25 protein-coding genes and 1 pseudogene are annotated in these 26,164 nt (G+C 65.1%); 8 read left to right on the forward strand and 18 right to left on the reverse strand.

Annotation, left to right across the window (positions count from 1 at the left end; genetic code table 11):
• Positions 1 to 39: 39 nt before the first annotated feature.
• On the reverse strand, positions 40 to 1,050 hold the full coding sequence (gene lipA, locus AC6LJY_RS06170; RefSeq protein WP_332609539.1) for a lipoyl synthase: 1,011 nt from the start codon (positions 1,048 to 1,050) through the stop codon (positions 40 to 42).
• Positions 1,051 to 1,265: 215 nt separating this feature from the next.
• Between lipA and AC6LJY_RS06175 the strand changes: the two genes are divergently transcribed.
• The gene (locus AC6LJY_RS06175) at positions 1,266 to 2,078 is read left to right on the forward strand and encodes a substrate-binding domain-containing protein (RefSeq protein WP_498135503.1); all 813 of its coding nucleotides are present in this window, start codon (positions 1,266 to 1,268) and stop codon (positions 2,076 to 2,078) included.
• 151 nt (positions 2,079 to 2,229) lie between these two features.
• On the opposite strand, the gene AC6LJY_RS06180 is transcribed toward AC6LJY_RS06175, so the two are convergent.
• The 10 genes and pseudogenes from AC6LJY_RS06180 to AC6LJY_RS06225 form a co-directional block, all read right to left on the reverse strand.
• Positions 2,230 to 2,949, reverse strand: coding sequence for a tetratricopeptide repeat protein (locus AC6LJY_RS06180; protein WP_046802959.1), 720 nt, complete (start codon positions 2,947 to 2,949; stop codon positions 2,230 to 2,232).
• Positions 2,946 to 3,596, reverse strand: coding sequence for a lipoyl(octanoyl) transferase LipB (gene lipB / locus AC6LJY_RS06185; RefSeq protein ID WP_120157282.1), 651 nt, complete (start codon positions 3,594 to 3,596; stop codon positions 2,946 to 2,948). The genes AC6LJY_RS06180 and lipB overlap by 4 nt, the downstream gene beginning before the upstream one ends.
• Before the next feature lie 19 nt (positions 3,597 to 3,615).
• Positions 3,616 to 3,888 carry a YbeD family protein gene (locus AC6LJY_RS06190; RefSeq protein WP_006216435.1) on the reverse strand — a complete coding sequence of 91 codons (273 nt, stop codon included), beginning with the start codon at positions 3,886 to 3,888 and terminating at the stop codon, positions 3,616 to 3,618.
• Positions 3,889 to 4,005: 117 nt separating this feature from the next.
• The gene (locus AC6LJY_RS06195) at positions 4,006 to 4,872 is read right to left on the reverse strand and encodes a D-amino acid aminotransferase (protein WP_162941297.1); all 867 of its coding nucleotides are present in this window, start codon (positions 4,870 to 4,872) and stop codon (positions 4,006 to 4,008) included.
• 139 nt (positions 4,873 to 5,011) lie between these two features.
• Positions 5,012 to 6,274 (reverse strand): D-alanyl-D-alanine carboxypeptidase family protein, encoded by a 1,263-nt coding sequence (locus tag AC6LJY_RS06200; RefSeq protein ID WP_498135504.1) that lies wholly within the window; start codon positions 6,272 to 6,274, stop codon positions 5,012 to 5,014.
• 151 nt (positions 6,275 to 6,425) lie between these two features.
• The gene (locus AC6LJY_RS06205; RefSeq protein WP_046802955.1) at positions 6,426 to 7,079 is read right to left on the reverse strand and encodes an alpha/beta hydrolase; all 654 of its coding nucleotides are present in this window, start codon (positions 7,077 to 7,079) and stop codon (positions 6,426 to 6,428) included.
• 195 nt (positions 7,080 to 7,274) lie between these two features.
• Positions 7,275 to 7,874: pseudogene (locus AC6LJY_RS06210) on the reverse strand (ABC-type transport auxiliary lipoprotein family protein); the annotation flags it as partial.
• The gene (locus AC6LJY_RS06215; protein ID WP_046802953.1) at positions 7,871 to 8,827 is read right to left on the reverse strand and encodes an MlaD family protein; all 957 of its coding nucleotides are present in this window, start codon (positions 8,825 to 8,827) and stop codon (positions 7,871 to 7,873) included. The pseudogene AC6LJY_RS06210 and the gene AC6LJY_RS06215, both read right to left, overlap by 4 nt.
• Positions 8,814 to 9,653, reverse strand: coding sequence for an ABC transporter ATP-binding protein (locus AC6LJY_RS06220; RefSeq protein WP_046802952.1), 840 nt, complete (start codon positions 9,651 to 9,653; stop codon positions 8,814 to 8,816). Before AC6LJY_RS06220 ends, AC6LJY_RS06215 begins: the two co-directional genes overlap by 14 nt.
• A complete protein-coding gene (locus AC6LJY_RS06225) occupies positions 9,653 to 10,783 on the reverse strand; it encodes an MlaE family ABC transporter permease (protein WP_120157284.1) in 1,131 nt (376 codons plus the stop codon). The genes AC6LJY_RS06220 and AC6LJY_RS06225 overlap by 1 nt, the downstream gene beginning before the upstream one ends.
• Before the next feature lie 96 nt (positions 10,784 to 10,879).
• Between AC6LJY_RS06225 and AC6LJY_RS06230 the strand changes: the two genes are divergently transcribed.
• The 3 genes from AC6LJY_RS06230 to AC6LJY_RS06240 are packed head-to-tail and all read left to right on the forward strand — an operon-like array spanning position 10,880 to position 12,711.
• Positions 10,880 to 11,731, forward strand: a complete 852-nt coding sequence (locus AC6LJY_RS06230; RefSeq protein WP_046803127.1) for a biotin--[acetyl-CoA-carboxylase] ligase — start codon at positions 10,880 to 10,882, stop codon at positions 11,729 to 11,731.
• Positions 11,728 to 12,534: a type III pantothenate kinase gene (locus tag AC6LJY_RS06235; RefSeq protein WP_498135505.1), complete on the forward strand. Its 807-nt coding sequence runs from the start codon at positions 11,728 to 11,730 to the stop codon at positions 12,532 to 12,534. Before AC6LJY_RS06230 ends, AC6LJY_RS06235 begins: the two co-directional genes overlap by 4 nt.
• Before the next feature lie 12 nt (positions 12,535 to 12,546).
• Positions 12,547 to 12,711 carry a hypothetical protein gene (locus AC6LJY_RS06240; RefSeq protein ID WP_185975327.1) on the forward strand — a complete coding sequence of 55 codons (165 nt, stop codon included), beginning with the start codon at positions 12,547 to 12,549 and terminating at the stop codon, positions 12,709 to 12,711.
• 45 nt (positions 12,712 to 12,756) lie between these two features.
• Here the strand turns inward: AC6LJY_RS06240 and AC6LJY_RS06245 are convergent, their stop codons facing one another.
• From AC6LJY_RS06245 to AC6LJY_RS06255, 3 genes are all read right to left on the reverse strand, one after another.
• Positions 12,757 to 14,088, reverse strand: a complete 1,332-nt coding sequence (locus AC6LJY_RS06245; RefSeq protein WP_498135506.1) for a 3-deoxy-D-manno-octulosonic acid transferase — start codon at positions 14,086 to 14,088, stop codon at positions 12,757 to 12,759.
• A 1-nt stretch (position 14,089) separates the two neighbouring features.
• Positions 14,090 to 15,127, reverse strand: coding sequence for a lipopolysaccharide heptosyltransferase I (gene waaC / locus AC6LJY_RS06250; protein WP_046802948.1), 1,038 nt, complete (start codon positions 15,125 to 15,127; stop codon positions 14,090 to 14,092).
• A 158-nt stretch (positions 15,128 to 15,285) separates the two neighbouring features.
• Positions 15,286 to 16,389 carry an MraY family glycosyltransferase gene (locus tag AC6LJY_RS06255; RefSeq protein ID WP_219991416.1) on the reverse strand — a complete coding sequence of 368 codons (1,104 nt, stop codon included), beginning with the start codon at positions 16,387 to 16,389 and terminating at the stop codon, positions 15,286 to 15,288.
• 245 nt (positions 16,390 to 16,634) lie between these two features.
• Between AC6LJY_RS06255 and pgi the strand changes: the two genes are divergently transcribed.
• The 4 genes from pgi (at position 16,635) to AC6LJY_RS06275 (ending at position 21,210) form a co-directional block, all read left to right on the forward strand.
• Positions 16,635 to 18,206, forward strand: coding sequence for a glucose-6-phosphate isomerase (gene pgi, locus AC6LJY_RS06260; RefSeq protein WP_498135507.1), 1,572 nt, complete (start codon positions 16,635 to 16,637; stop codon positions 18,204 to 18,206).
• A 94-nt stretch (positions 18,207 to 18,300) separates the two neighbouring features.
• Entirely contained in the window at positions 18,301 to 18,870 is a 570-nt protein-coding gene (locus tag AC6LJY_RS06265) for an SRPBCC family protein (RefSeq protein ID WP_046802946.1), read from the forward strand.
• 33 nt (positions 18,871 to 18,903) lie between these two features.
• On the forward strand, positions 18,904 to 20,322 hold the full coding sequence (locus tag AC6LJY_RS06270) for an MFS transporter (protein ID WP_120157290.1): 1,419 nt from the start codon (positions 18,904 to 18,906) through the stop codon (positions 20,320 to 20,322).
• Positions 20,323 to 20,340: 18 nt separating this feature from the next.
• Complete coding sequence (locus AC6LJY_RS06275) at positions 20,341 to 21,210, forward strand: DMT family transporter (RefSeq protein ID WP_498135508.1); 870 nt, start codon at positions 20,341 to 20,343, stop codon at positions 21,208 to 21,210.
• Positions 21,211 to 21,219: 9 nt separating this feature from the next.
• Here AC6LJY_RS06275 and clsB read toward each other — a convergent pair whose 3' ends face one another.
• The 4 genes from clsB to AC6LJY_RS06295 form a co-directional block, all read right to left on the reverse strand.
• A complete protein-coding gene (gene clsB, locus AC6LJY_RS06280) occupies positions 21,220 to 22,431 on the reverse strand; it encodes a cardiolipin synthase ClsB (RefSeq protein ID WP_046802944.1) in 1,212 nt (403 codons plus the stop codon).
• The gene (locus AC6LJY_RS06285; RefSeq protein ID WP_046802943.1) at positions 22,428 to 23,294 is read right to left on the reverse strand and encodes an endonuclease/exonuclease/phosphatase family protein; all 867 of its coding nucleotides are present in this window, start codon (positions 23,292 to 23,294) and stop codon (positions 22,428 to 22,430) included. Before AC6LJY_RS06285 ends, clsB begins: the two co-directional genes overlap by 4 nt.
• Positions 23,295 to 23,563: 269 nt before the next feature.
• Positions 23,564 to 25,351: an aspartate--tRNA ligase gene (aspS, locus tag AC6LJY_RS06290; protein WP_104142524.1), complete on the reverse strand. Its 1,788-nt coding sequence runs from the start codon at positions 25,349 to 25,351 to the stop codon at positions 23,564 to 23,566.
• A 40-nt stretch (positions 25,352 to 25,391) separates the two neighbouring features.
• On the reverse strand, positions 25,392 to 26,057 hold the full coding sequence (locus AC6LJY_RS06295) for a DUF502 domain-containing protein (protein WP_046802941.1): 666 nt from the start codon (positions 26,055 to 26,057) through the stop codon (positions 25,392 to 25,394).
• Positions 26,058 to 26,164: the final 107 nt, after the last annotated feature.

A 26,164-nucleotide genomic window follows, 5' to 3' on the forward strand; every position in this document is an offset into this window, starting at 1 on the left:
GGGGAGTGCAACCCCGGCAGAGCTTCTAGTGCCTGGCCATTAATTCACCCCAGCCGCATGCGCCTGTTCATCCGCGTGATACGAAGACCGCACCATCGCCCCCACCGCCGCATGGGAAAACCCCATCGCATAAGCTTCACGTTCAAACATCGCGAACGTATCCGGGTGCACATACCGCAGCACCGGCAGATGATGCTCCGACGGCTGCAGATACTGCCCGATCGTCAGCATATCCACGTTGTGCTCACGCATATCGCGCATCACCTGCAAGATCTCTTCATCCGTCTCGCCCAACCCCAGCATCAGCCCTGACTTGGTCGGCACTTCGGGGTGCAGCTTTTTAAACTCTGCCAGCAGCTTCAGCGAATGCATGTAGTCCGAACCCGGACGCGCCTGCTTGTAAAGACGCGGCACGGTTTCCAGGTTGTGGTTCATCACATCCGGGGGGCCGGCATTCAGGATGGTCAACGCGCGGTCCAGGCGGCCGCGGAAGTCGGGGACCAGCACTTCGATGCGGGTGGTGGGCGACAGTTCGCGGATGTGGGTGATGCAGTCCACGAAGTGGCCGGCGCCGCCGTCGCGCAGGTCGTCGCGGTCCACCGAGGTGATGACGACGTACGACAGCTTCAACGCGGCGATGGTGCGCGCCAGGTTTTCGGGTTCTTTGGTGTCCAGCGGGTCCGGGCGGCCATGGCCCACATCACAGAACGGGCAGCGGCGGGTGCACTTGTCGCCCATGATCATGAACGTGGCGGTGCCCTTGCCGAAGCATTCGCCGATGTTCGGGCAAGACGCTTCTTCGCAGACCGTGTGCAGATTGTGCTCGCGCAGGATGCGCTTGATGTCGTAGAAGCGCGAGCCGGGCGCGGCGGCTTTCACGCGAATCCACTCGGGCTTTTTCAGGCGCTCGGCCGGCACGATCTTGATGGGGATGCGCGCCGTCTTGGCTTGCGACTTCTGCTTTTGCGTCGGATCGTAGACGGCTTCCGTGGTGGCGGGAGCAGCGGCGGATTCGTTCGGGGGAACAGCGGACTCGGCAAGCGTAGACATTGGGCACCTTCGCAACCGGCGCGCAGGACGGCCCGGTTTAAGACAAAAATGGCATTTTACCCCCGCCGCCGCCTCACGCCTCCACCGCCGCCTGTTGCACCAACCCGCCCGCCGCTTTGCCCTGGGCCAGCCGGCTGCTTGTCCACATCGCGCCTTGCAGGCTGAGTTATCGTCTTGCCTGGCAATTTCGCTGAATTCCCCCTAAGCCCTTCTCCATGTCCCTTATTTCCCCGCCCCGCCTCGTTGCCCTGATCGCCCCCCGCCTGGATACCGGCCCTGTCGGTCGTGCTGTTCAAGCTTGCGCGGAGCGGCTGGCGGGCGAGGGCTATTTCCTGGCGGCGGGGCCGTGGCACGACGCCGCCATGTTGCCGCAGTTGGCCGCCTTGCAGCCGGCTGCGGCGCTGGTCATGGGCCCGCTGGACGAGCCCAATCTTCGCGCCGGCCTGGCCGCGATGGAAATTCCGGTGGTGGAAACGTGGAGTGCCTCGGCGCACCCGCTGGATACGGCCGTTGTGATCGACAACGAAGAGGCCGGTCGCATGGCCGCGCGCCATCTGGCGGAAAAGCGGCATGCGCTGGTCGCCTGCGTCAGCGCGGACAACGCTTGGGAACGCGCGCGACGCCAGGGGTTTATCAGCGCGGCGGCGGCGCTGGGGCTGGATCGGGTTGCGGACATCGTGCAGCCCGAAGTGCTGCAAATGAACGACGGGCGGATGGCGTTTTTGCGGCTGCTGGCCACCAATACGATCTTTGACGCGGTGTTTTGCACGTCGGATCTGCTCGCGGCGGCCGCAGTGTCCGAGGCGCACAACCGCGACCTGCACGTGCCGCAGGATGTGGCGGTGCTGGGTTTCACGGATGACGGCAGTGCGGCGCAATGGGCGCAAGGGCTGACGACGCTGGGCATAAACGCGGCGGACCTGGGCCGCCGGGCAGCGCAGGTGTTGCTTGATCGACTACAGGGCGAACTGGCTGCCGGCCAGCATCAGACCTTGGAAGTGACGTTCGAAGCTCGGCTAAGCACGTAGAAAAGCGCGGCGCTGGGCGCTATACCGCTGCTATACCGCTGCTATACCGCTACTATACCGCTGCGATACCGCTATACCTTTTCGGCCTGCAAACAACGCGGCAAGCCGATAGTCTGTCGACACCTTCACGCCAGCAGAAACCCCAGACCCTTCAGACCTCGTACAACGCCGGAAAGCCCGCGTCTTCCAGCATGGCGTTGGCTTCCTTCAAGAACCCCGGCGTGGCGGTTTCAGGCACGCGGACCAGCCATTGAACGGCTTCCTGCTTCTTGCCGCGCAGCAGCAGCAAGCGCCCCAGATGGAACATGCCCCGGAAATCACCGCCCTCGGCGCAGCGCTGATAGCAATCGAAAGCGCGGTCGATGTCCTGCTCGACCACCTCGCCCGCTTCATAGAACCGACCCACCACGCCAATCGATTTCACATGGCCGCCCTGCGCGGCTTGTTGGTACAAGGCCAGTGCCGCCGCCTTGTTTTGCGTGACGCCGCCCCGGCCGGCGCGCAGCATGTGCGCGTAGTTGTACATGCCCCAGTCCAGGCCACGGTCGGCGGCGAGCCGGAACCAGTACGCCGCGACGGTGTCGTCCGCCGCCACGCCCCAACCGTTTTCGTAGCAGCGGCCCACCATGTTGATAGCCATCGGATGGTCGGCATTGGCGGCGCGCTTGAACCAGGCCAGCGCGGCGTCGGGCTGGCGCGCCACGCCCACGCCGTCCAGCAGCATCTGGCCGTAGATGGTCTGGGCTTCGACCATCCCCATGTCAGCCGCGGCGCCGATCCATGCGGCATAGGATTCCGGCGGCCCTTCGCGCAGCTGGGCCAGTTGTTCCGGCGTGGTGGCGGCGACATCGGCGGCGGTGTAGGTCTTCAAATCGTGCTCCTTCTACGGCGCCAGGCGTCCGCCAGATTTTGCGCCAGCGCGTTGCCCACGTCGGTGGGCGAGCGATGCGCGCCGCAGGTCGCCATGTCGACAGTGCGCAGGCCTTCGTAGCCGCAGGGGTTGATGCCCAGGAAAGGCGCCAGGTCCATGTCCACGTTCAGCGACACACCATGATAGGCGCGGCCGTTGCGGATCTTGATGCCCAGCGCGGCAATCTTGGCAAGCTCGCCACTGTCGGGGCCCAGGTCAGGATCAGGCACATAGACGCCTGGTGCGCCGGGCTTGCGACAGGCGCCATTCACGCCATGCTGGGCAAGCGTGTCGATCACCGCGCCCTCAAGCAAGGTGACGTATTCCTTCACGTACATGTCCACGCGGCGCAGGTCGAACAGCGCATAGGCCATGATTTGCCCGGGCCCGTGATAAGTCACTTGGCCGCCACGATCGCAATGGACGATGGGGATGTTGCCGGGGTTCAGCACATGTTGCGGCAGACCGGCCTGGCCCAGCGTGTAGACCGGCGCGTGCTCGCAAAGCCAGATCTCGTCAGGCGTATCGGCGCCGCGCAGCGCGGTGTACGCCTGCATGTCCTGCCAGACCGGCAGGTAGTCCGCCGGCCGCGCGAGCCATTTGATCACGGCGATTCCGATTGCACGATTACAGAACGATCGACACCATCGGATGGCCGTGCAGCGCCTTATACAGGTTGTCCAACTGTTCGCGCGAGGTGGCGCGCACGATGAACGTCAGGCCCATGTAATTGCCGCCCTTGCTGGGACGCATCTCGACCGTGGCGGCGTCAAAGCCCGGGTCGAACTGCAACACGACGTCAGTCAGCGTCTGGGCAAATTCGGGATGTTGCTTGCCCATGACCTTGATGGGAAAGTCGCTGGGATATTCGATAAGCGATTCTTCGGGCGGAATATGCATGAGAGTTACCTAGAGAGGTGGTTGCCCCTGAATGTTCTTATATGGGGGCAAGCTGCGCACAGGCAAGGCCGGCCGAAAGAGCGACGGGCGGCTGCGGCAGCCGCCCGGGACAACGGTTTACAGCGCGGCGATGCGGGCATCATAACCCGCTCGCAACTGCTCAAAAACAGGGCCGGGCTTGCCCGAGCCCACCGGCTTGCCGTCCAGCGAAACGATCGCCAGCACTTCCTTGGTGGCGGAAGACAGCATCAGTTCATCGGCGGATTCCACCTCTTGCTGGGTGATGCGGCGCGCCTCGAACGGGATGCCCGCCGCTTCGGCCAGCTCGCCCATCAGGCCATAGCGGATGCCTTCCAGGATCAGGTTGTTCTTGGGCGGCGCCAGCAGCTTGCCGCCAGAGACTACCCAGATGTTGGTGGAGGACCCTTCGGTCAGGTAGCCATCGCGAAACTGCACGACTTCGTCGGCGTTCGCATCCACCGCCTGCTGCTTGGCCAGCACGTTGCCCAGCAGCGACACCGACTTGATCTCGCAGTGCAGCCAGCGTTCGTCCGGAATGCTGATGGCGGTCAGGCCTTGCGCGCGCTGCGCGGCGGGCGGCGGAGACCACGCCGAAATCATGCCGAACACGGTCGGCGTGATGGCCGCAGCGGGAAACTGGTGGTCGCGCTTGGCAACGCCGCGCGTCACCTGCAAGTACACGATGCAGGTGTCCAGATTGGTGCGCGCCAGCAACTGTTCGATCAGATCGACCCAGCCCGCGCGGTCCATCGGCGGCGTGATGCGCAAGGCGGCCAGGCTGCGGTCCAGGCGGTTCAGGTGCTCCGCCATGCGGAACGCCTTGCCCTGGTACACGGGAACGACTTCGTAGATGCCGTCGCCAAAAATAAAACCGCGGTCCAGGACAGAGACTTTCGCCTCGTCGACACGCAGGAACTCGCCGTTGAGATACACCTGGCTTTCGCCCGGCACGCCCGGAATCATGGGGTACTCCTGAAGGATCAAACGTCGCGGACAAGCCCGATGGGCTTGCCTGTAAATGGAAAACGGGCGTTTCGCACGAAACGCCCGCTGCTAGCTTACACCCGTGGCCGCACCCGTGGCACGGCGCGGTACGGTGCGCTTACTGGAACCAGCGCTTGACGGTGTCGACCATGCGGCCAAAGAAGCCGGCGCGTTCGACGGCGTCCTGCACGACCAGCGGCTCGGTGCGCAGCACCTTGCCGTCCAGCGTGAATTGCAGCGTGCCCACCTGTTGGCCCTTGGCCAGCGGCGCGATCAGCGGATCGGTGCGCTGGGCAACCGGCTTCAGGTCGCCGGCCTTGCCGCGCGGCACGGCAATCGACACGGGCTTGGGCGGACCCAGCTTCACGTTTTCAGCGGTGCCTTCCCAGACGCGCGCATCGATGCCGGGCTGGCTCTTGTCGAACAGCTTGACGGTGTCGAAGTTCTGGAAGCTCCAGTTCAAAAGCTTCAAGCTTTCTTCGGCACGCGTGGCTTCGCTGTCCGTGCCCACCACCACCACCAGGATGCGGCGGTCGCCGCGCACGGCGGTCGACACCAGGCAATAGCCGGCCGAATCGGTGTGGCCGGTCTTCATGCCGTCCACCGACGGGTCGGCCCACAGCAGGCGGTTGCGATTGGGCTGCGTGATCTTGTTGTACGTGTAGCTCTTTTGCTTGTAGTAGTGGAAGAAGTCCGGGTGATCGGTGATCAGGTGCGCGGACAGCGTGGCCAGATCGCGCGTGGACGTCATGTGCTGCGGGTCGGGCAGGCCGGTGGCGTTCATGAAGTGGGTGTTCTTCATGCCCAGGCGTTCGGCTTCCTGATTCATCAGCGCGGCAAACGCCGATTCGCTGCCGCCCACGGCTTCGGCCAACGCCACCGAGGCGTCGTTACCGGACTGCACGATCATGCCTTGGTTCAGTTCGTCGACCGTGACGGGCTTGCGCGGTTCGATGAACATGCGCGAACCGCCCGTGCGCCAGGCGTGCTCGGACACGGGCACGGTCTGTTCCAGCGTCAGGCGCTTTTCTTCCAGCGCGTTGAACACGACGTAGGCCGTCATGATCTTCGTGAGCGAAGCCGGTTCGACCTTCATGTCGGGATTGGACGCGGCCAGGGTCTGGCCGCTGTTCACGTCGATAACGATCCAGGCCTTGGCCGCGATGGTGGGCGCCGGCACCGCCGACACATCACCCACCGGCACCACGCCCGAGGCTGACGGCGCCGGCGCGGTGGCGCCCGCGGCGGCAGGGGCAGCGGCGCGCGCTTGTTGCGTCCAGGCCGGCATCGAGGCCGCAAGCAGCGCCGACAATACCGCGCCCGTCAGCAGACGGCGGGTAAAGACAGCGGGGGATTGAGCGGAGTAAGGCAAATTCTTCATCGGCAACGTGGGTCCAGGAAAGACGCCCGCCGGCGCGGGGCTAGTGGCTGACAATTATAGGCAGGCGATTGGACCCGGCCGGTTCGCGCGGGGTTCCCGGTGCATTTAAAACATGCAACCTGATGCAACCTGCTGCCTTCGTGTGGCCGGTTCAGTCCAACGCGACCTTCAGCCGCGCCTGGATCAACTGGCGCAGCACCAGCAGCTTGCCGTGAAAGAAGTGCGATGCGCCCGGCACCACCACCACCGGAATCGAACGCGGACGCGCCCAGTCCATGGCTTCGGACAGCGGCACCACCTCGTCTTCTTCGCCGTGGACCATCAGCGTGTCGTCAGGAACCTGGACTTCATGCGACTGAAACCGGTTCACCGCCGGCCCCATCAACATCAGCGCGGACGGCAGCTTGGCATCGCCCGCATCCGCCAGCGCCGCGTAGGTTTGCGCCGCGACCGCGGTGCCAAACGAAAAGCCAGCCAGTACCCAGGGTGCGTCGGCCAGTTCGGGATGCAGCTCGCGCATTTGCGTCACCACGGCAAGCATGTCCTGGGTTTCGCCGACCGACTTGTCGAACACGCCTTCGGACTGCCCGACGCCGCGAAAGTTGGGGCGCACCGCCACCAGGCCATGCTGCACGCAGGCGCGCGACACGGTGGTGACCACCTTGTTTTCGCGCGCGCCGCCTTGCAGCGGATGCGGATGCAGGACCAGGGCCCAGCCTCGCGGCGTGCCGGCAGGCCAATCGACGGCGCAATCAATGCGGCCGGCGGCGCCGGTGAAGGCGTGGGTATCAGTGCGTGCGGACATGGTTCAACTCAAGGTGCAAAAAAGGAAATGGGGAAACGAGGAAACAACGAAACGGATTCAATTGCCGGGCCGTGACCCGGCAGAGGGATTGAATGCGGGCTCGAAGTTCGGTCCGGGCCGGGGGCCGAATCCGCGCCGGGGCGCGGTTTCTGACGTAGCACCGGATGCCACTGCGGAGGCGGGTTCGGACGTGGCGGCGGAGGCGCTTCGCACCGTCGCCGCCAACCATTGCGCCAGCTGATCCGAGGCCTCGTCCGTGGCTTGCCGCAGCGCCGCGACGCCGCCGGCGGCGTCTTGCGTCGGGGTCGGCACGCGCACCTGGATGCGCTTTTGATCGACCACGTTGCGACCATTGAGCAGCACTGCCTGCAACAGGATGCGGCCTTCGCTGGACTGCCCGTCATCGGCATACACCTGCTCGAACTGCATCAGCGTCAGTTGCAGCTGCGGCATCTGAAGGTTGACGCGGTCGGCCAGCACGGCGCCCTGACGAGACAAGCGGTCGGTGATGCGCTGGCGCACGAGTTCGGACGGCGACGAGGCCCAGCGGAACGTGGCATACGCCCGGGGCGCGGCGCTGTCGCCCACGCGCCAGATCATGCTGGTGTCCGACAAGGCGGGCGGCGCTTGCACGCTCATGGCGATCGGTGCGCGGGCAGGCAGCGCCGGCACGGGTTTGGCGTCCAACCCCAGGTCGAACACCGAGGGCGGCGCCGGCACGCGGCCGATGCCGCAGCCCGCCAAGGTCAGAGTCAGGGTCACGGTCAATAACAGTACGGCGCTGCGCATTTTCATTTGGGCTGTCTCCCGAATCCGGCAAAGCCGGCTTCGCCAGGCCCGGGCGCAACGGGCGCCGGGCCGAACAAGAACGATTGCGGCGTGCTGTCGACACGGCGCAGGGTGACGGTCGCGCCACGCGCGGCGGCGCTGACGTTGGTGGCCATATTGGTAACGGCGGGCAGGGTTTCGCCATCCAGGCGCGCGGCGGCCAGCGCAATGTCGTTAAGGCTGCGCGTGGCGACCGACAAGGGGCCGTCGGGCGCATTCAAGCGCGCCAGCGCCTGCCGCGCCTGCTGCGCCAGGTCGGCAATCTCGCGCGCGGCGCGGTCGGCTTGGCGCGACGTCGTGCCCAGCGAGTCGATCAGCGGTCCCAGCTTGGCCATGGTGGGCGCAAGGTCGCGGCTGGCTTGCCGCAACGACTGCGTGATGTCGGTGGCATTCTGCAAGGTGGCGGTCAGCGCTTGCACGTTCTGTTCGCTGAGCACGCGGCGCAGTTGCTCGGTAGCCTCTTCCACGTTGGATATCAGCTTGCCGCCGCGCTGCTCGATGCGATCAAGAAAACCGGGGCGCAGCGGAATGGCGGCGGGATGCTCGGCGGACGAAGCCAGGCGCTTGAGCGACGAGCCGTCGTCGCGCAGTTCCACGTTGGACATCCCCGTCACGCCTTGCACGCCCAGTTCCGCCCACGTTGATTCGGTGATGGGCGTATTGGGCGCCACGCCGATACGGATGCGCACCTGCCCCGGCTTGTTCGGGTTCAGCGCCAAGGACTGCACCTTGCCCACCGGCACGCCTTGATAACGCACGGCCGATTGCGGATTCAAGCCGCTGACGGCGGTGGCCGACACGATCTCGTACGTTTGCAACTTGGTGCGATCCCGCCCGATCCACACGGCGATCAGCGCGGCGGCAACCAACAGGACCAGCGTGAAGATGCCGGCCATGAGCGCATGACTACGGTTTTCCATGATGCAACCCCTTCGGCGCCAGGTCCCCAAGCGCGCGCAAGCCGCGTTCGCCCAGAAAGAATGTATGAATGAACGGGTGATCGACCTTCAGGACTTCCTGCACCGTGTCGCACACGATCACCCGCTTGTCGGCCAGCACGGCGACACGCGTAGCCAGCGCCAGCAGCGTGTCCAGATCGTGCGTCACCATGACGACGGTAAACCCCAGCTGGCGGTGCAGGCTGCGCACCAGATCCACGAATTCGTCCGAACGCAGCGGGTCCAGCCCGGCGGTAGGTTCGTCCAGGAACAGCAATTCGGGGTCCAGCGACAACGCACGCGCCAGCGCCACGCGCTTGACCATGCCGCCGGACAGGTCCGACGGCCGCTTGTCGGCGTCCTTGGCGGATAGCCCGACCATGGCCAGCCGGCACATGACGACATCGCACACCAGGTCTTCGGGCACCGTTCGCAGTTCGCGCAATGGCAGCGCCACGTTGTCGAACACGGACAGCGCCGAGAACAACGCCCCCGCCTGAAACAGCATGCCCCAGCGGTAAGACAGGCGCCGGCGCTCGCCGGGCGACAGGTCGAACAGCGAATGCCCCAGCACTTTGACGGAGCCGGCGGCAGGTTGGTCCAGGCCGATGATTTGCCGCAGCAGCACCGTCTTGCCGGTGCCCGATCCGCCCACCAGCACCAGGATTTCGCCGGGGAAGACGGTCAGGTCCAGGTTGTCGTGCACCACATGGTCGCCAAACGCCGTGCGCAGCCCGCGCACCGTGATAACGGGCTCGACGGTGACGCTGTCGTCGGTGAACAGGCGGTTTTGCGTGGCGCTGTTCATCAGATGCCCACCGAACTGAAGATGATGGCGTAGAAGGCGTCCAGCAGGATCACGCCGGTAATTGATGTCACCACGGATGTGGTTGTGCCCCGGCCCAGGCTTTCGGTATTGGGCTGGATGCGCAAGCCAAAGTGGCAGGCGATCAGCGCGATCAAGATGCCGAAGGTCACGCCCTTGAGGATGCCGATCCAGTAATTGGTCAGCGAGATGGCGTCCGGCAGCGAGGTCAGGAACCACTGCGGCGAGATACCCAGCTGCATCTGCGCGGCCAACATGCCGCCCAGCAAGGCCATGGCGTCCGTCCACAAGACCAGCAGCGGCATGGTCACGGCCAGCGCCAACACACGCGGCAGGATCAGGCGCTGCCCGTGCGAGATACCCATGACGCGCATGGCGTCCAGCTCCTGCGTGACGCGCATCACGCCAATCTGCGCGGTGATTGCAGAACCAGACCGGCCCGCCACCAGAATGGCCGCCAGCACCGGCCCAAGCTCGCGCACGATGGACACGCCCAGCAGCCGCACGATAAAGCGGTCGGCGCCGATCATCTGTAGCTGCTGCGCCGACAGATACGACAGCACCACGCCGATCAGAAACCCCACCAGCGCCGTGATGCCCAGCGCCTGCGCGCCCGTGCGATACACCTGCGCCGAGATCTCGCGCCAGGGTCCCAGGCGCGGCCGGCGCAGCATGGCGCCCAGGTCCAGCATCAATTGGCCCAGCATGATCAGCAGCGCCCGGCCGTTTTCGGCGGCTTGCAAGATGGCGCCGCCCAGACCGCGGATCCAGGCAAAGGTTTCGGGCTTGGGCGGGGCCGTCTGGGCCTCGCCCTTGTTCATGGCCAGCGCGTTGAAAACATCCTGCTGGCCGGCCGACCAGCGCACCCGTTCGGGCAGTTTTTCGCCCCAGGCCTGCCAGATCAGCAAGGCGCCGATGGTGTCCAGGCGGCTGATGCCGTGCAGATCCCAGCGCACGCCTTCCTGGGCCGCGCGGGCCATGGCGGTGCGCCGGCGTTCGACTTCGCCGGCCTGTGCCAGGGCCAGGACGCTCCAGTCGCCCGCCACATGGCAGACTTTTCCGTCCAGACGGAAAGGCGCGGCGGCGGACGCGGATGAAGCGGAATGCGGCATGTAGGCGGGGCACCGGATGCAAAATGTATCGCCAATGATAAACGCTTGCGCCCCGAAAGACCGCGCGTGGCGGCCGCGTGCCCTACAATCGCCGCCATGTCCGAACACGTCCGCCCTATCGACCTGCCCGCGCCGGAAGCCCTGGCCCGCGAGCTAGGCCAGCGCCTGCCTGTATTCCAAGACATCACCTGGACCGGCAACACCGGGTCGACCAATGCCGACCTGCTGGCGCGAGCCCGCTCGGGGCTTGGCGCGGCCAAACCCTGGCTGTTGGGCACCCATCTGCAAAACGCCGGCCGCGGCCGCGCCGGCCGCCCTTGGCAAAACCGCGCGGGCTCCACGCTGATGTTTTCGTGCGCGTACGACGTGCACCTGCCCGCCGCGCAATTGCCCGCGCTATCGCCCTTGGCCGGCGTCGTCGCCTGCGAGGCGCTGCGCGCCGTTGCCGGGCCGCGTGCGAACGGCCTGTGCATGAAGTGGCCGAACGATGTGCAGTGGCACGACGCCAAGCTGGCCGGGGTGCTGGTGGAAACCACCCGCAATCCCGGTGGCCGCGAGGCCGGCTACACCGTTGTCATCGGCATGGGTGTCAATTTGCGCGACGCGGCCGAGCTGTCCCGCGCGCTGGATCGCGATGTGGCTGATTGGACTCAGGTGCAGGCCGAATCCGGCCTCCTGCCCGACGCGGCTGACCTGATCTGCGCCAGCGCCACCGCCTGGCACGACGCGGTTCAAACCTTGGAACGCGAGGGTTTTGCCGCGTTTCAGCATCGTTTTGACCGGGTCGACGCGCTGGCGGGCCGGCCGGTGAACGTGCTGGAAAAAGGCGATATCCTACTTAGCGGCACCGCCTGTGGCGTGGACGAACATGGCCGCCTGCTGGTGCAAACGCCCCAGGGCGCCACACCGATTTCAATTGGTGAAATCTCGATTCGACGCCAAGCATGATTATTCTTATTGATTCCGGCAACAGCCGTTTGAAGGTGGGTTGGCTGGACGCCAGCAACCGCGATATGCCGCGCGAGCCGGCGGCGGTCGCCTTCGACGGCCTGGACCTGGATGCGCTGGATGGCTGGCTGGCCGCGCTGCCGCGCCGCCCGCTGCGCGCGCTGGGCGTGAACGTGGCCGGCGAAGCCCGCGGCACGGCCATTGCCGCCATCCTGCAAAAACACGGTTGCGCGGTGACGTGGTCGCCTTCACAGGGCACGACGCTAGGGCTGGTCAACAGCTACCGCGTGCCGACGCAATTGGGCGCCGACCGCTGGGCGTCGCTGCTGGGCGTGCTGTCGCGCCTGCCCGGCGCCCATCCCCCCTTCGTGCTGGCCAGCTTCGGCACGGCCACCACCATTGATACCGTCGGCCCCGACAACGTCTTCGCCGGCGGGTTGATTCTGCCGGGCCCGGCCATGATGCGAAACGCCCTGGCCCATGGCACCGCCAACCTGCCCATCGCCAACGGCCAGGTCGTGGCCTACCCCATCGACACGCACGAAGCCATTGCCTCCGGCATTGCGGCCGCGCAGGCGGGCGCGGTGGTGCGCCAATGGCTGGCGGGCCGCCAGCGCTACGGCGAGACCCCGCAGATTTACGCGGCGGGCGGCGGCTGGCCCGAAGTGCATCAGGAAATAGAACGCCTGCTGGCCGATGCCGGCGGCACATTCGGCGCCGCGCCGGTGCCGGTGTACCTGGACCACCCCGTCCTGGATGGCCTGGCCGCAGTCGCCCGCGCCACCCTGGACCTCAACGCCTGAGCAAGGCCCGCCATGCGAGTGCTCTTCATCCTGATCCTCTTGGCGAACCTGTGGGTGCTGGCGCTGGGCCAAGGCTGGATCGGCGTGCGGCCAGAAGACGAAGGCCGCGATACAAGGCGGTTTGGTCAGGAATTGAATGCGGATGCGGTGAAGCTGGTGGGGCGGACGGCGCAGTGATCGGGCGGAACCGCTGCTGATTCAGGGGTGCGCGGCGACCCCAGTTCAGTCCAGCCAAGACGCCAGCGCGTCCATCGTCCGACGCGTGGCGCCGGCGTGCAACTCGAACCAGCGACGCGCAGCCCGGCTAGCCTCTTGGCGCAGCGCCTCATCTTGCACCATCGCTATCGCGGCATCCACCGCCCCGGCAGGATCGGGCTGGCGCACCACCGCCCCCGCCGCAATCGCATCTTCGGCCGCCTGCTGGAAGTTGAAGGTGTGCGGCCCCACGATCACCGGCACGCCCGCTGCGCAGGCTTCGATCAGGTTCTGCCCGCCCAGCGGCGCAAAACTGCCCGCGACGATGGCGACATCCGACGCAGCGTAATAGAAGGCCATTTCGCCCAGGCTGTCGCCCAGCACCACGGCGGTTTCCGGGGTCGGCTCGACGCCCGCGCTTCGCCGGATGAACGGTAGCTGCGCATCGCTCAACAGCCTGGCCGCCTCGTCAAAGCGTTGCGGGTGTCGCGGGATCACCATGAATAGCGGAGCGTCCGGCTGCCCGCTGTAGCGCTTGATCGCGTCGATAAAAGGGGCGTCCTCGCCTTCGCGGGTGCTGGCAATCGACACAACCGGCCGACCCAGACGCGTGCGCCATTCTCGGCCCGCCTGAACCTGCGACGCCGGCAGCAACAGGTCGAATTTCAGATTACCGGTCACAGCGGGCACGGGCGCGCCCGCCTGCACCAGCCGCGCCGCGTCTTCCACCGTTTGCGCCAGGACCATATCGAGGCCGGCCAAGGCTTCGTGCATCACGCCGCCCATGCGTTTTGCCTGGCGTAGCGACGACGCGGAATATCGCGCGCTGACCAGCGCCATCGGCACCTGCGCGCGTCGGGCGGCGGCCAGTAGATTTGGCCAGATTTCACGTTCGATCAGCAGTCCGCAGCGCGGCTGGTAGCCGCGCATGAAGCGGCGGGTGGCGCCGGGAAAGTCGTACGGCAGCCAAGCTTGGCGCAGTTGGCCCCGGCCCATGGCGTCGGCGAACAAACGCTGGCCTTCAGCGCGGCCCGTGGCCGTCATGTGAGTCAGCAGCACGGGCAAACCGCAGTCTAGCAACGCTTGCAGCAATGGCTGGGCGGCGCGCGTCTCGCCCAGGCTGACGGCGTGCACCCAGACGGGGCGGGTCCAGGGGCAATCGGCGGTAGTGGAGACAGGGGCAGCAGCCTGGGACGCGGCAGTCCAAGCGAAAAACGGTTGCCCATCCGCTGGGTGGCCAAACCGCTCACGCGAAAACACCTCCCACTGACCGCCTGCCCGTTTGGCGCGACGCGCCATCCACAGCCACAGCAGCGGCGCCAACGCCCGCAGTGCCAGCGTGTAGACGCCGCGATTCATGTCAGTGCGCGGCCAGCGCCTGCTCAACCGAGGCCATCACCGCTTCGCGCGATGGAGACGCGCCGCGGTCGCCCAGGCTGGCCGTGTAGTTCGACCCGACCAGCGGCGTGCGAACGGGGGTGGAAGCGCGGTAGATGCCGATGGTGGGGCGGCCCAGCGCCGCCGACAGATGCGTAAGCCCGCTGTCCAGGCCCACCATCAGGCGCGACCCGGCCAGCAAGCGCGCCACGTCGGTCAGGTCCATGCGCGGCATGACTTCGGCGCCTTCCATGCCGGCCACGAGCAGGCTCGCGCGCTCGGCCTCGGCGTCATTGCCCGCCAGCAGTTTCAGGGTGCAGCCGGCTTCGCGCAGGCGGCGGAATACCGCGCGCCAGTCCTCTTCGGGCCAGAGTTTGTCGTCGCGGCTGGCCGACGGCATGATCACTGCGTAACCCCGGTCGTTGTCCAAATGATGCAGGCGCGGCAGTTCAGCGGCGTTCAAGCCGTCGCTGCCGACTTCAACCACGGGTTCCACGGGCTGACTGGCCTGCCGCACGAAATTCTGCAATCCAAAGTCCGGCAGCCCGGCATGCTGGTAGCCAAAGGTCAGCGCGGCCAACTTGCGCTGTCGGATCACGGCAGGCTGCCAGAATTCCACGCGGTGGCGCACGTTGTAGAACAGCGACGCCAAGGGCTCACGCGCCGACCGCCAATCCAGCCCATGCCGCACGCCGCGCGCCTGACGCACCAGCCAAGCAGATTTCAGCAGCGCCTGCATATCCAGCACGATGTCGTATTGCGTGGAGCGCAGGCGTTCTTTAAGCGCCCGCCGCTCGAAGCGCACCTGCGACGACCACCACGACTTGCGCCAGCGCCGATGGGCGACCTTGATGACTTCATTGACGGCCGGATGCCACGACGGGATCTCGGCAAACGCTTCCTCGACGATCCAATCGATCTGTGCGTCAGGCACATGCCGGGCAATATCGGTGATTGCCGGAAGCATGTGGACGAGGTCGCCCAAGGAGGAGGTGCGAACGATGAGGATTCGTGTGGGCATAATGATTCGAGCTTGGCGCCGCCCTCGACCCGATGTTGGCAGGCGCCGTTCAACGCAGCCCGCACTGTACAACAACATTGCTGGTTACAGCGACGCCCGTTCCAGCCAACCCATTGCCCCAAATTCCGGGCAATGGTGGTTAAGGAAAGCGGCGCCGGTCAATGGCGCTTTTTCTTCTTTACGATCATCCACTTGGGCATGCGAAACAGCACCAGGCGGCGATAAAGCACCACATAGGTGGTGGAGAAAACTGCCGTGAAGAACATTAACAGATAGGGCTGCTGCCAGAACAATACGGCGGGTATGACCGCCAACGACGAAAGCAACCACAGGTACGGCGACGTCATGGAATTGCGCTGCGTCTGATGCCGCATTTCGCGCGAGCCGATCGCCCAGCGCACAAGGCGCTTGTAGACCAGCATATGCAGGTGCACCCCGTCCGGAGCGCCGGGCGAGCGGCCACGCAGCCACTTTTTGCGATAGATGGAAAACAGGGTTTCGAATACCGGATAAATACACAGCAGCAACGGAAACCATGCCGACACTTCCGGGTGACGCGCCAACATCAGCACTGACAACTCACCGATCATGAACCCCAGGAAGTAAGCACCGCCGTCCCCAAGGAATATGTGCCCGTGCGGGTAATTCCAAACCAGAAATCCAATAATGCCGCCCAGCGTGCTCAATGCCACGATCAACAAAAACCGATCGCCGAGATAAAACGAGACGTAGGCAAACCCGGCCAAGATCATTGCGGACACCACGGCCGCCAGACCGTTATACCCGTCGATAATGTTTATGGCATTGGCGGCACCCCCGATGGCAATGGAGGTAAAAATCAACGAAATAAGGCCGAACTGCAACAGCCAGTCGATTCCGATAATGTCGACACGCGTCACGGCCGCGCCAAGCAGATAATAGGCAAGAGCACCCGACATTATGGCAAGTCCAAGCCGCACCAAAACCCGCACTTGTTTGGTCAGGTCCTCGGCGAAGCCCCCTAGAAATGCCGGCATCGAGGCTGCCAACAACAGCACCATGTTCGGAAGGACGTCCGGCTCGCGCACTGCCACCAAGGCGCACGTGACGCCGCTGGCGATCAGCAAGGACAGTCCGCCGATGCGGGGCACAGGCTTCGAATGGTACTTCTGCACGCCCTCCAGATCGTGGTCAGCCGTCAGGCCGTCGTGCCAGGAACGGTAGCGAACGATCAGCAAGGTCGAAAACAGCGAAACCAGAAACGCTACAAGAACGTACAGCATAAAAAAACGCGCCGGAGGGAGAATCGCGGAATTGTAGCGTCAGACGCAGACAAGGCATGAAAACAATATGGACAGCTTTGCAAAAGAATGGAAACGCGGCTTGCAAAATAAAAAGGGCCTGTTTGGCGCCTGATCAACCGGCTAAACTCGCGCATCTGCAGAATTGCGCGCACCGCGCGCGCCCCCGATTTGACGAGACGCGTCTGGACTTGGACATCAGTATCAAGACGTATTTACAAAAAAATATGCTGCCCTTAAAACCCATTGACCTTGCGAAGCTACCGCGCCTTCCCGAATGGCAAGCGTTCTCTCAGGCCGTCCAGCACGGCTCAATCTGCACTGATGAACTACGCCTGTTGCACGCCGCCGGACTAACCATCGACCTCAGCGCGCAGGTCTCATCCCCAGACGCCCGCGCTGCGGCAACCGCCCTGCTCCAAGCCCGTGGTTTCGACCAGGCACGCGCGGCTCTGCTGGCCGGCGACCACGTCAACAAGACAGAAGACCGCGCCGCTTGGCACACCATGCTGCGCGCGCCGGAACCCATTGAAGCCGTCGCCCGCGAACACCAACGTGTTCGGGAATTCGTGGAACAGGCGGACGCTCAGGGCAAATGGAAAGCGGTGATCCATATTGGTATCGGCGGCAGCGACTGGGGCGTGCGCTTGGCCACGGACGCGTGCAGCGGTAGCGGCGCTCGCAGAGCCCTGAAATTCGTGGCCAATATTGACGGGCATGCCCTTGAAGACGCCATCCTGGGCCTGAATGCCCAAGACACTCTTTTGGTCGTCACATCCAAATCCTTCACGACGGCAGAAACGCTGGCCAACCTGCGGCGCGCCGTGGACTGGCTGGCACAGGCGGGCGTGCAACGGCCGTATGAGCAGGTCGTGGCGATCACCGCCCGCCCCGACGCCGCCCGCGCGCTGGGGATTCCGTCTTCGCAGGTCTTCGAATTCTGGGACTGGGTGGGCGGCCGGTATTCCTTGTGGTCCGCCGTGGGCTTGCCGGTGGCCATGGCGGTCGGGATTGACGTCATCGAAGGCATCCGTGCCGGCGCCGCCGCCATGGACGAGCACTTCGCCCAGGCGCCCATTGCCGAAAACGCCCCTGCGCAGCTTGCGTTGGCCGGCGTCGCCAACCGCAGCGTGCTCGGGTATGGGTCGCTCAGCATCGCCGCGTATGACGCGCGCCTGCAATTCCTGGCGCCCTATCTGCAACAGCTGGATATGGAATCGCTGGGCAAATCCGTGGATATGGCCGGCGACCCCGTGGGCGTGCCCACCGGCCCGTCGGTGTGGGGCATGCCCGGCACCGACGGGCAGCACACCTTCTTCCAGTGGCTGCACCAAGGCACGGACGGCGCGGCGGTGGATTTCATCATGTGCCGCGAAGCCGACCACCAATGGACCGAAGAACACGCGATGCTGCTGGCCAATTGCCTGGCCCAACGCCAGACGCTCCTGCGGGGTACGTCGCTGGATGCGGATCGCGACGCCATGCTGGCCCAAGGCATGCCCGCGGACAAGGCCGAATGGCTCGCGCGCCATCGCCGACACGAAGGCGGCAGGCCTTCTACGCTGATCGTGTTGCCGCGCCTGACGCCGTACGCGCTGGGCGCGTTGCTGGCACTGTACGAGCACAAGATCTTCGTACAAGCGTTGATCTGGGGGATCAACCCCTTCGATCAATGGGGTGTCGAGGCGGGCAAGAAAATGGCCAGCGGCATCCTGCGCGAATTGCACGGGCAAGGCCAAAACGCCGATCACGATCTTTCGACCCAGCATTGGATTTCGGTTCTGACGCAGGGGCGCTAATACCTCCGTACCGGCATCGGCGCAGGGCCCCAAGTAGCCAAACCTGCTGTTTGGGAAGAGAATGTGCACATAAAGCTTCTATAAGGAGACAGCCATGCGCATTGCCGATGCCCAATGGATTCCTTCGACGCAGCACCAGACATGGGATGCGTTGACGGACCCGAGAGTCTTGCAGAAGTGCATACCGGGTTGCGTGGAAGTTGCGATGCGCAGCCCTACCGAGTACGCCGTCACCCTGCGTGCCAATATCGCGGGGATCGACACCGACTACGAGGGCGAGATCCTGCTCTCGGACGTCAACGCCCCCGACAGCTGCACCCTGGTGTTCGAAGGCAAGGGCCGTGCTGCTTGCCTGGCCATCGGCACCGCCCAGGTCAATCTCAGCACCAAGGACCAGGGCACCCGCGTGGCCTATACCGTGGCCGGCATGGCGGGCGGCAAGTTGGCTGAATGTGGCGAAGGGCTGTTGCTGAAAGCCGGCGACAAGATCATCCAGAAGTTCTTTGCCGCGTTCATCGACCACATGGCCGTTCAGCCGCGGATTGCCCCGCCGCCCCCTCCCCCCGAACCCGAACCTCGCGGCGTGTCCAATTCCCGCTGGTCATGGCTGCTGGTCGTGGTGATCATTGCGGTTTTCTGGGGCTACCACTCGTTTTACAAGTGAAAACCCTAGTGGGCCGGTGATATCCTAGGCGGCATGACTCCGCCGCCGACACCGACCCAGCCCGCCGCCGATCCCACCCGCTCCAAGAGGGATTTGCTGATGGCCATGGCGGGGGTCTCGGCAACCGTGGTGCTGGCCGCGCTGGATTCCACCATCATCAGCACCACGCTGCCGCGCGTGGCCGAGGCGCTGAACGGCATGGCGCTCTATGCCTGGGTGGGCACCGGCTACCTGCTGGCCACCGCCGCGTCCATCCTGATCTTTGGTCGGTTGGGCGACATGTTCGGGCGCAAGCCGCTGATGCTGGTTTCCGTGCTGATCATCGCGCTGGGCTCCATTGCGTGCGGCCTGGCGCAGTCCATGACCCAATTGATCGTTTTTCGCACCCTGCAAGGGGTGGGCGGCGGCATGATGATTGCCACCGCCTTCGCCGCGCCGGCCGACCTGTTTCCCGACGCCAAGCAGCGGGTGCGATGGATGGCGCTGGTGTCCGCCGCCTTTGCCATGGCCAGCGGTATCGGCCCGGTGCTGGGCGGCGCGGCGACCCAGGCGCTGGGCTGGCGGGCGGCATTCTTCATATCTCCCGTTGCGGCCGCAGGCGCGTTTTTCCTGTTGGCCCGCTACTTTCCCCGTATTCGCCCCATCCACGACGGCAGCCGCAAGATTGACTGGGTGGGCGCCATTCTGCTGGTGTTGGCCGTGGGCGCGCCGCTGGCCGCGCTGGAACTGGCCTTTGCCCAGGGCGAGCATGCCCACCCCCTGCTGGGCGCCATGTTGGCAGTGATCGGCGTGGCCGCCATCGCCATTCTGATTCCTACCGAACGCCGCGTGAAGTCGCCGATCTTTCCGCTGCGCGTTCTGGCCGGACAAGAATCCAAACTGCTGAACCTGGCCGCGATGATGGTGGGCGCGGTGATGTTCGTGCTGATCTTCTACAGCCCGCTGCTGTTGCAGCAGGTGCTGGGCTACACCCCCAGCGAGGCCGGGTTGCTGCTGACGCCGCTGGTTGCCGCGATTTCGGTGGGCAGCATCATCAACGGGCGCATGTTTCCCAAGCAGACCGAGCCGCAGCGTTTGATGGTGTTTGGCGGGCTGCTACTGGCAGCCGGGACCTTGATGGTGTTGCTGATTTCACCCGGCACGTCGGCGTGGTGGATTCTTGCCGCGTTCTTCGTCAACGGATGCGCGCTGGGCTTTCTGCTGCCCAATCTGACGCTCTTCATGCAGATGCTGAGCGAACGCCGAGACGTGGGCGTGGCGTCCGCGCTGGTGCAAACCACGCGCGCCATCGGCAGCGCGCTGGGCACCGCGCTGGTCGGGATCATGATTTCGCATGGCACGGTACTAAACGGAGTGCGGGCCGGGCTGGTCTTGTGTATTGTCCTGTCCCTGTCCTGTGCGCTGCTGGCGTACCGGGTCAAGATGAAGAACCTGGTCACCAGCCGCAAATAAGGCTCACCGAGACACACCATGCGTCAACGCAATTTGCTGGACCTGCTGCTGCTGGCAGGGGTCTGGGGCGGTTCCTTTCTGTTCATGCGGCTTGCCGTCAACGATTTCGGGCCCGTCGCCCTGATCGAACTTCGCGTCGGCCTGGCCGCACTGTTCCTGCTGCCCGCCGCGATGTGGCGCGGCAAGCTGCCCGTGATTGCGCGGCACTGGAAGGCCCTGCTGGTGGTCGGCACCCTGAACGCCGCCGTCCCGTTCTTGCTGTATGCCTATGCCGCGCAATCGTTGGGCGCGGGGTTCCTGTCCGTGGCCAACGCGGTAACGCCCGTGTGGGGCGCCGTGGTGGGATGGCTGTGGCTCAAGGACAGGCTGCCGTGGATGCGGTCGCTGGGTCTGTTGATCGGCTTCGTGGGCATCATCGTGCTGGTGTGGGACAGGCTTAACTTCCAGGCCGGGGGCACCGGCCCCGCCGTGCTTGCCGCCGTTTCCGCACCCGTTTTCTACGGCCTCGCCGCGAACTGGACCAAGCGCTTCCTGACGGGCGTGGACGCGCTGGCCAGCGCCACGGGCAGCATGATCGCGGCCTCGCTGGTGCTGCTGCCGTTGGCCGTGTCCGCCTGGCCGGAGACGCCCGCATCGATGACGGCGTGGATATCCACGGTGCTGCTTGCCGTGGTGTGCACCGGCGCGGCCTACATCATCTTTTTCCGGTTGATCGCCAACGTCGGCCCCACCGGCGCGGTCAGCGTCACGTTCCTGGTGCCGATCTTCGGCGTGGTGTGGGGTGCGTGGTTGCTGGACGAAAGCATCACGCCGTCCATCGTGCTGGGCGCCGCCATCATCCTGGTCGGCACCGCACTGGCATTGGGACTGGTAAAGCGGCGCGCGTGATCCGCCGCGTCAGTATTTGTCGGACGAGCCCGTCAGCGCCACGCCGATACGCAGCAGCGTGTAGGACGCCGCATCCACCCAACGCCGCAACCAGCCCCGGCGCTGATAGTCCAGCGGCCGGATGAAATTGCCGCCCTCGCGGATGGCCGTTTCCAGGCGCTCTTGCAGGTCCCAGGCAAAGGGCTGATCGTCGACCACGACATTGGCCTCGCGCGCCAGCAGCAGGCTGAAGGGGTCCAGGTTCGATGAGCCCACCGTCGCCACGTTGTCGATCACGGCAACCTTGGCGTGCAGGTAGCTGGGCATGTACTCATAGATTTCAATGCCGTCGCGCAGCAACTGGTCGTATAGCGAGCGCGTGGCGTGATACTGCATGCGGTATTCGACCTTGCCTTGCAACAGCAGGCGCACGCGCACGCCCCGCGCGGCGGCCTTGGCCAGGGCGCGGCGAAATTGCCGCCCCGGAAAGAAATACGCGTTGGCGATGAGAATGTCGCGCCGAGCCTGCGTGATGCCATACAGGTAAGCGCGTTCAAACGTCTGGCGAAAACGCAGGTTGTCGCGCAACACCAGCGCGGCGCGCAGCGTGCCGCAGGGCTTGACGTGCGCGTGGTGCGGCTTGGTCAGCCGCATGCGGTTCCAGTCGCGCGGATGGCGGCGCAGCCGTGCCCAGTTCAGGCGTACCCACAGCAGGTCTTGCGCATAGGCCGCCTCGGTGACCAGCGGCCCTTCCACCTGCACCGCGAAGTCAAAGCGCGGCCCCGGGATGCCGTCGGTGGGGTCCAGGTCGTCGTAATCGTCCACGACATTGATGCCGCCGATGAATGCGATGCTGCCGTCCACCACGGTCACCTTGCGGTGCAGGCGGCGCAGGCGGCTGCGTGATGGGATGTAGCGCGCAAACCAGCGTGGTTCGGGCCGGAAGATGCGGCATTGCGCGCCCGCTTCAAGCAGGCGGGCGCGCACGGCTTCCACGTGCATGGCGCTGCCGAAACCGTCCAGCACCACCCTGACCTTCACGCCGCGCCGCGCTGCCGCCATCAGGCTTTCCAGCACCTGGACGCCTGTGCGGTCCAGCATGAAGATGTAGGTTTCCAGATGCACGCTGACCTGCGCGGCATCGATGGCCGCGCAGAGCGCGGGGAAAAAGTCGGCACCGTTCTGCAACAAGCGAATGCTGTTGCCGTCTGTCCATTCCAACTTGACCTGCTCGGCCTTCACGGGAGTTCCAGCTCCGCCAGCAAGGGGGAATGATCGGACAGGCGCGCCCATTCCCGCCCGCGCAACACGCGCGCGCTACGCACGGCGAAACCGCGCTGATAAATGCGGTCCAGGCGAAACCACGGGAACACGGCCGGAAAGGTACGGGGCGGCGGCAGCAGCGGCGGCGCGCTGCCGCCCATGCCCAGCTGATTGGTGCGTTCCATCACGGACAAGCCGCCGTTGGGCAAGCCGCGCAACGCGTTGCTCAGGCGCTTGACCGAATCGCGCAAGCGCGGCAATTCACCACCATGGCTGCGCGGCGCGTGCGAGAACACTTCGTACAGCCCCAATTGCTGTACGAATAGTGGGGCCAGGCGGTCGTTCCAGTCGTTGAAATCGCCAGCGATCAGGATGGGTTCACCGTCAGGCACCATGCGACGAATGCGCTCGGTCAGCGCCAGCACCTGGCGCGTACGGCTGCCGGCGAACAGGCCCAGGTGCACAACGAAACAATGCACCGGGCGGTCATCGACTTCGATACGCGCGTGCAACAGCCCGCGTTGCTCCAGCCGGTGATCGGAGATGTCCAGGTTTTCGTGGTCAAGAATGGGAAAGCGCGACAACAGCGCGTTGCCGTGATCCGTGGCGTGACGGATGGCGTTGCGGCCATAGGCCACGTCCAGCCTCAAGGCGGCGGCAAGTGATTCGTGTTGCGCGTGGAGCAGGGATCGTTGCTCGTTGCGGCCCTGGACCTCCTGCAGGAAGACAAGATCCGGGCGCAGGCCATACAGGCCCAAGCGAAGTTCATTCAGGGAGTCGAGCCGGCCCAATGCCGAGCGGCCCTTGTGAATGTTGTAGCTGACGACACGGATGAGCGACATAAAAGCGATGGCGCCTTTTGAAAGCAGAGGAACCACTGGCCAGACCCAAGAGCAGCTCCGGCAAGCACCGCCAACAAAGCGGCGTTTGCCAGATTACTCCAATTCAGCCACACCCTGCCGCGACAAAACACTCACAAGTAGCCACGCAGCCAAGAACGCAACCCGCCGCAAGCCCATGCCGCCCCACAAGCCGGGCCGCCGAGGATCCGGCTCCGCCGGTCCCGCGAGGCGCCCCCTGGGGGGAGGCGCCCCCGGCGCCTCGGGGGGAGTTACTTGTTTTCGACGTTACGCAAGCGGATGTGCAATTCGCGCAGCTGCTTTTCGTCGACTTCGGAAGGCGCTTGCGTCAGCAGATCCTGGGCGCGTTGCGTCTTCGGGAAGGCGATCACGTCGCGAATCGATTCGGCGCCGGTCATCATCGTGACAATGCGGTCCAGGCCGAATGCGATGCCGCCGTGCGGAGGCGCGCCATATTGCAGCGCGTCCAGCAGGTAGCCGAACTTTTCCTGAGCTTCCTCGGCGCCGATCTTCAGCGCGCGGAACACCTTGCTCTGGACTTCTTCGCGGTGGATACGGACCGAGCCGCCGCCAATTTCCCAACCGTTCAACACCATGTCGTAAGCCTTGGCGAAGGCCTTGCTGGGATCGGTTTCCAGGAAGTCTTCGTGGCCGTCCTTGGGGCTGGTGAACGGGTGGTGGGCGGCGGTGTAGCGGCCGTCTTCCTCGTCGTATTCGAACATCGGGAAGTCAACCACCCACAGCGGCTGCCAACCGGCCTCGAACAGGCCCGTCTTCTTGCCGAATTCGCTGTGGCCGATCTTCACGCGCAGCGCGCCGATGGCGTCGTTGACGACCTTCTCGCGATCCGCGCCAAAGAAAATGATGTCGCCGTCTTGCGCGCCGGTGCGCTTGACCAGTTCGGCCAGGGCAGCGTCGTGCAGGTTCTTGACGATGGGCGATTGCAGGCCGTCGCGGCCCTTGGCCACTTCGTTGACCTTGATGTAGGCCAGGCCCTTGGCGCCGTAGATGCCCACGAATTGCGTGTAGCCATCAATTTCGCTGCGGGACATTTCGGCGCCACCGGGCACGCGCAGGGCAACCACGCGGCTGCCGGGCGCCGTGGCGGCGGCGGCAAACACCTTGAAGTCCACATCGCGCATGACATCCGTCATGTCGGTGAATTCAAGCTTCACGCGCAGGTCCGGCTTGTCGGAACCATAGCGGCGCATCGCTTCGGTCCACGGCATGATCGGGAACGGCTGCGCCAGATCAACGCCCTGCACCACCTTGAACACGTGGCGGATCAGGTTTTCGAAGATTTCGCGGATCTCGAATTCGTTCAGGAACGACGTTTCGCAGTCGATCTGGGTGAATTCGGGCTGGCGGTCAGCGCGCAGGTCTTCGTCGCGGAAGCACTTGGTGATCTGGTAGTAGCGGTCAAAGCCCGACACCATCAGCATCTGCTTGAACAGCTGCGGCGATTGCGGCAGCGCGAAGAAGTGGCCGGCGTTCACGCGCGAGGGCACCAGGTAGTCACGCGCGCCTTCGGGCGTGCTCTTGGCCAGCATCGGAGTTTCGATGTCGATGAAGCCCAGCTGGTCCAGGAACTTGCGCGTTTCGATCGACACGCGGTAACGCAGCATCAGGTTGCGCTGCATTTGCGGGCGGCGCAGGTCCAGCACGCGGTGCGTCAGGCGAGTCGTTTCCGACAGGTTGTCGTCGTCCAGCTGGAACGGCGGGGTGACCGACGCGTTCAGGATTTCAACTTCCTTGCACAGCACTTCGATTTCGCCCGAAGCCAGCTCGCTGTTGGCGGTGCCTGCCGGACGCTCGCGCACCAGGCCGGTGACGCGGACGCAGAATTCATTGCGCAGGCGCTCGGCGGTGGCGAAGGCGGCGTTGTCCGGATCGAACACGATCTGGGCCAGGCCCGCGCGGTCGCGCAAGTCGATGAAGATGACCCCGCCGTGGTCGCGGCGGCGGTTCACCCAGCCGTACAGGGTGACGGTCTGGCCGAGATGGTCACGGCAAACCTGGCCGGTGTAGCAGGTACGCATGCGGGATGACTCCGTTGTGTGCTTAGTTTGAGCGTAAGGGTTACGAATCGGCTCGCGGCGCGTCTTGCACGCCGGTTGCCGGAGAGAGCGGGGCCGGTTGACCCTCGGGCGCAAGCGCCTGGGTCGGGGCGACCACGCCCATGGAAACGATGTACTTCAATGCCGCGTCCACACTCATCTGAAGATCGATCGCGTCGGCGCGAGGCATCATCAGAAAGAAGCCGGACGTGGGGTTCGGTGTCGTGGGCACATACACGCTGATGTGGTCGCCCGGCATCAGGCCGGCCACTTCACCGCTGGGCGTGCCGGTAACGAAAGCGATGGTCCAGGAACCAGCGCGGGGGTACTGCACCAGTACCGCCCGACGAAACGCCTGGCCATTGGGGGCCAGCACGGTGTCGCTGACCTGCTTGACCGAGTTGTAGATGGAGCGCACCAGCGGAATACGGCCCAGCAGGCTTTCCCACTGGTCCACCATGGTACGGCCGATGAGGTTTGCCGCGAATATGCCCGTCAGCAACACCACTACGATGACCAGAACGAAGCGGAAGCCCGGGATGTCGATGCCGAACAGCGATTCGGACGACAGGAAGCCGGGCACGAACCCTTCCAGGGTGGCGACCAGCAAGCCCAGTACCCACACCGTGATGACCAGGGGGACCCAGATCAGCAAGCCGGTGATGAAGTACTTCTTGATAAGGCGCATCCGCATTGCAGGGGCTCTAGGCGGGCGTACCGCCGGCCGGCGCAGCGGGGCTGGCCGCGGGCGCGGCTGCCGGTGCGGGCGTGGTGCTGGCGGCGGGTGCCGCCGGC

The organism is Achromobacter sp. RT286_PF (assembly GCF_059760425.1).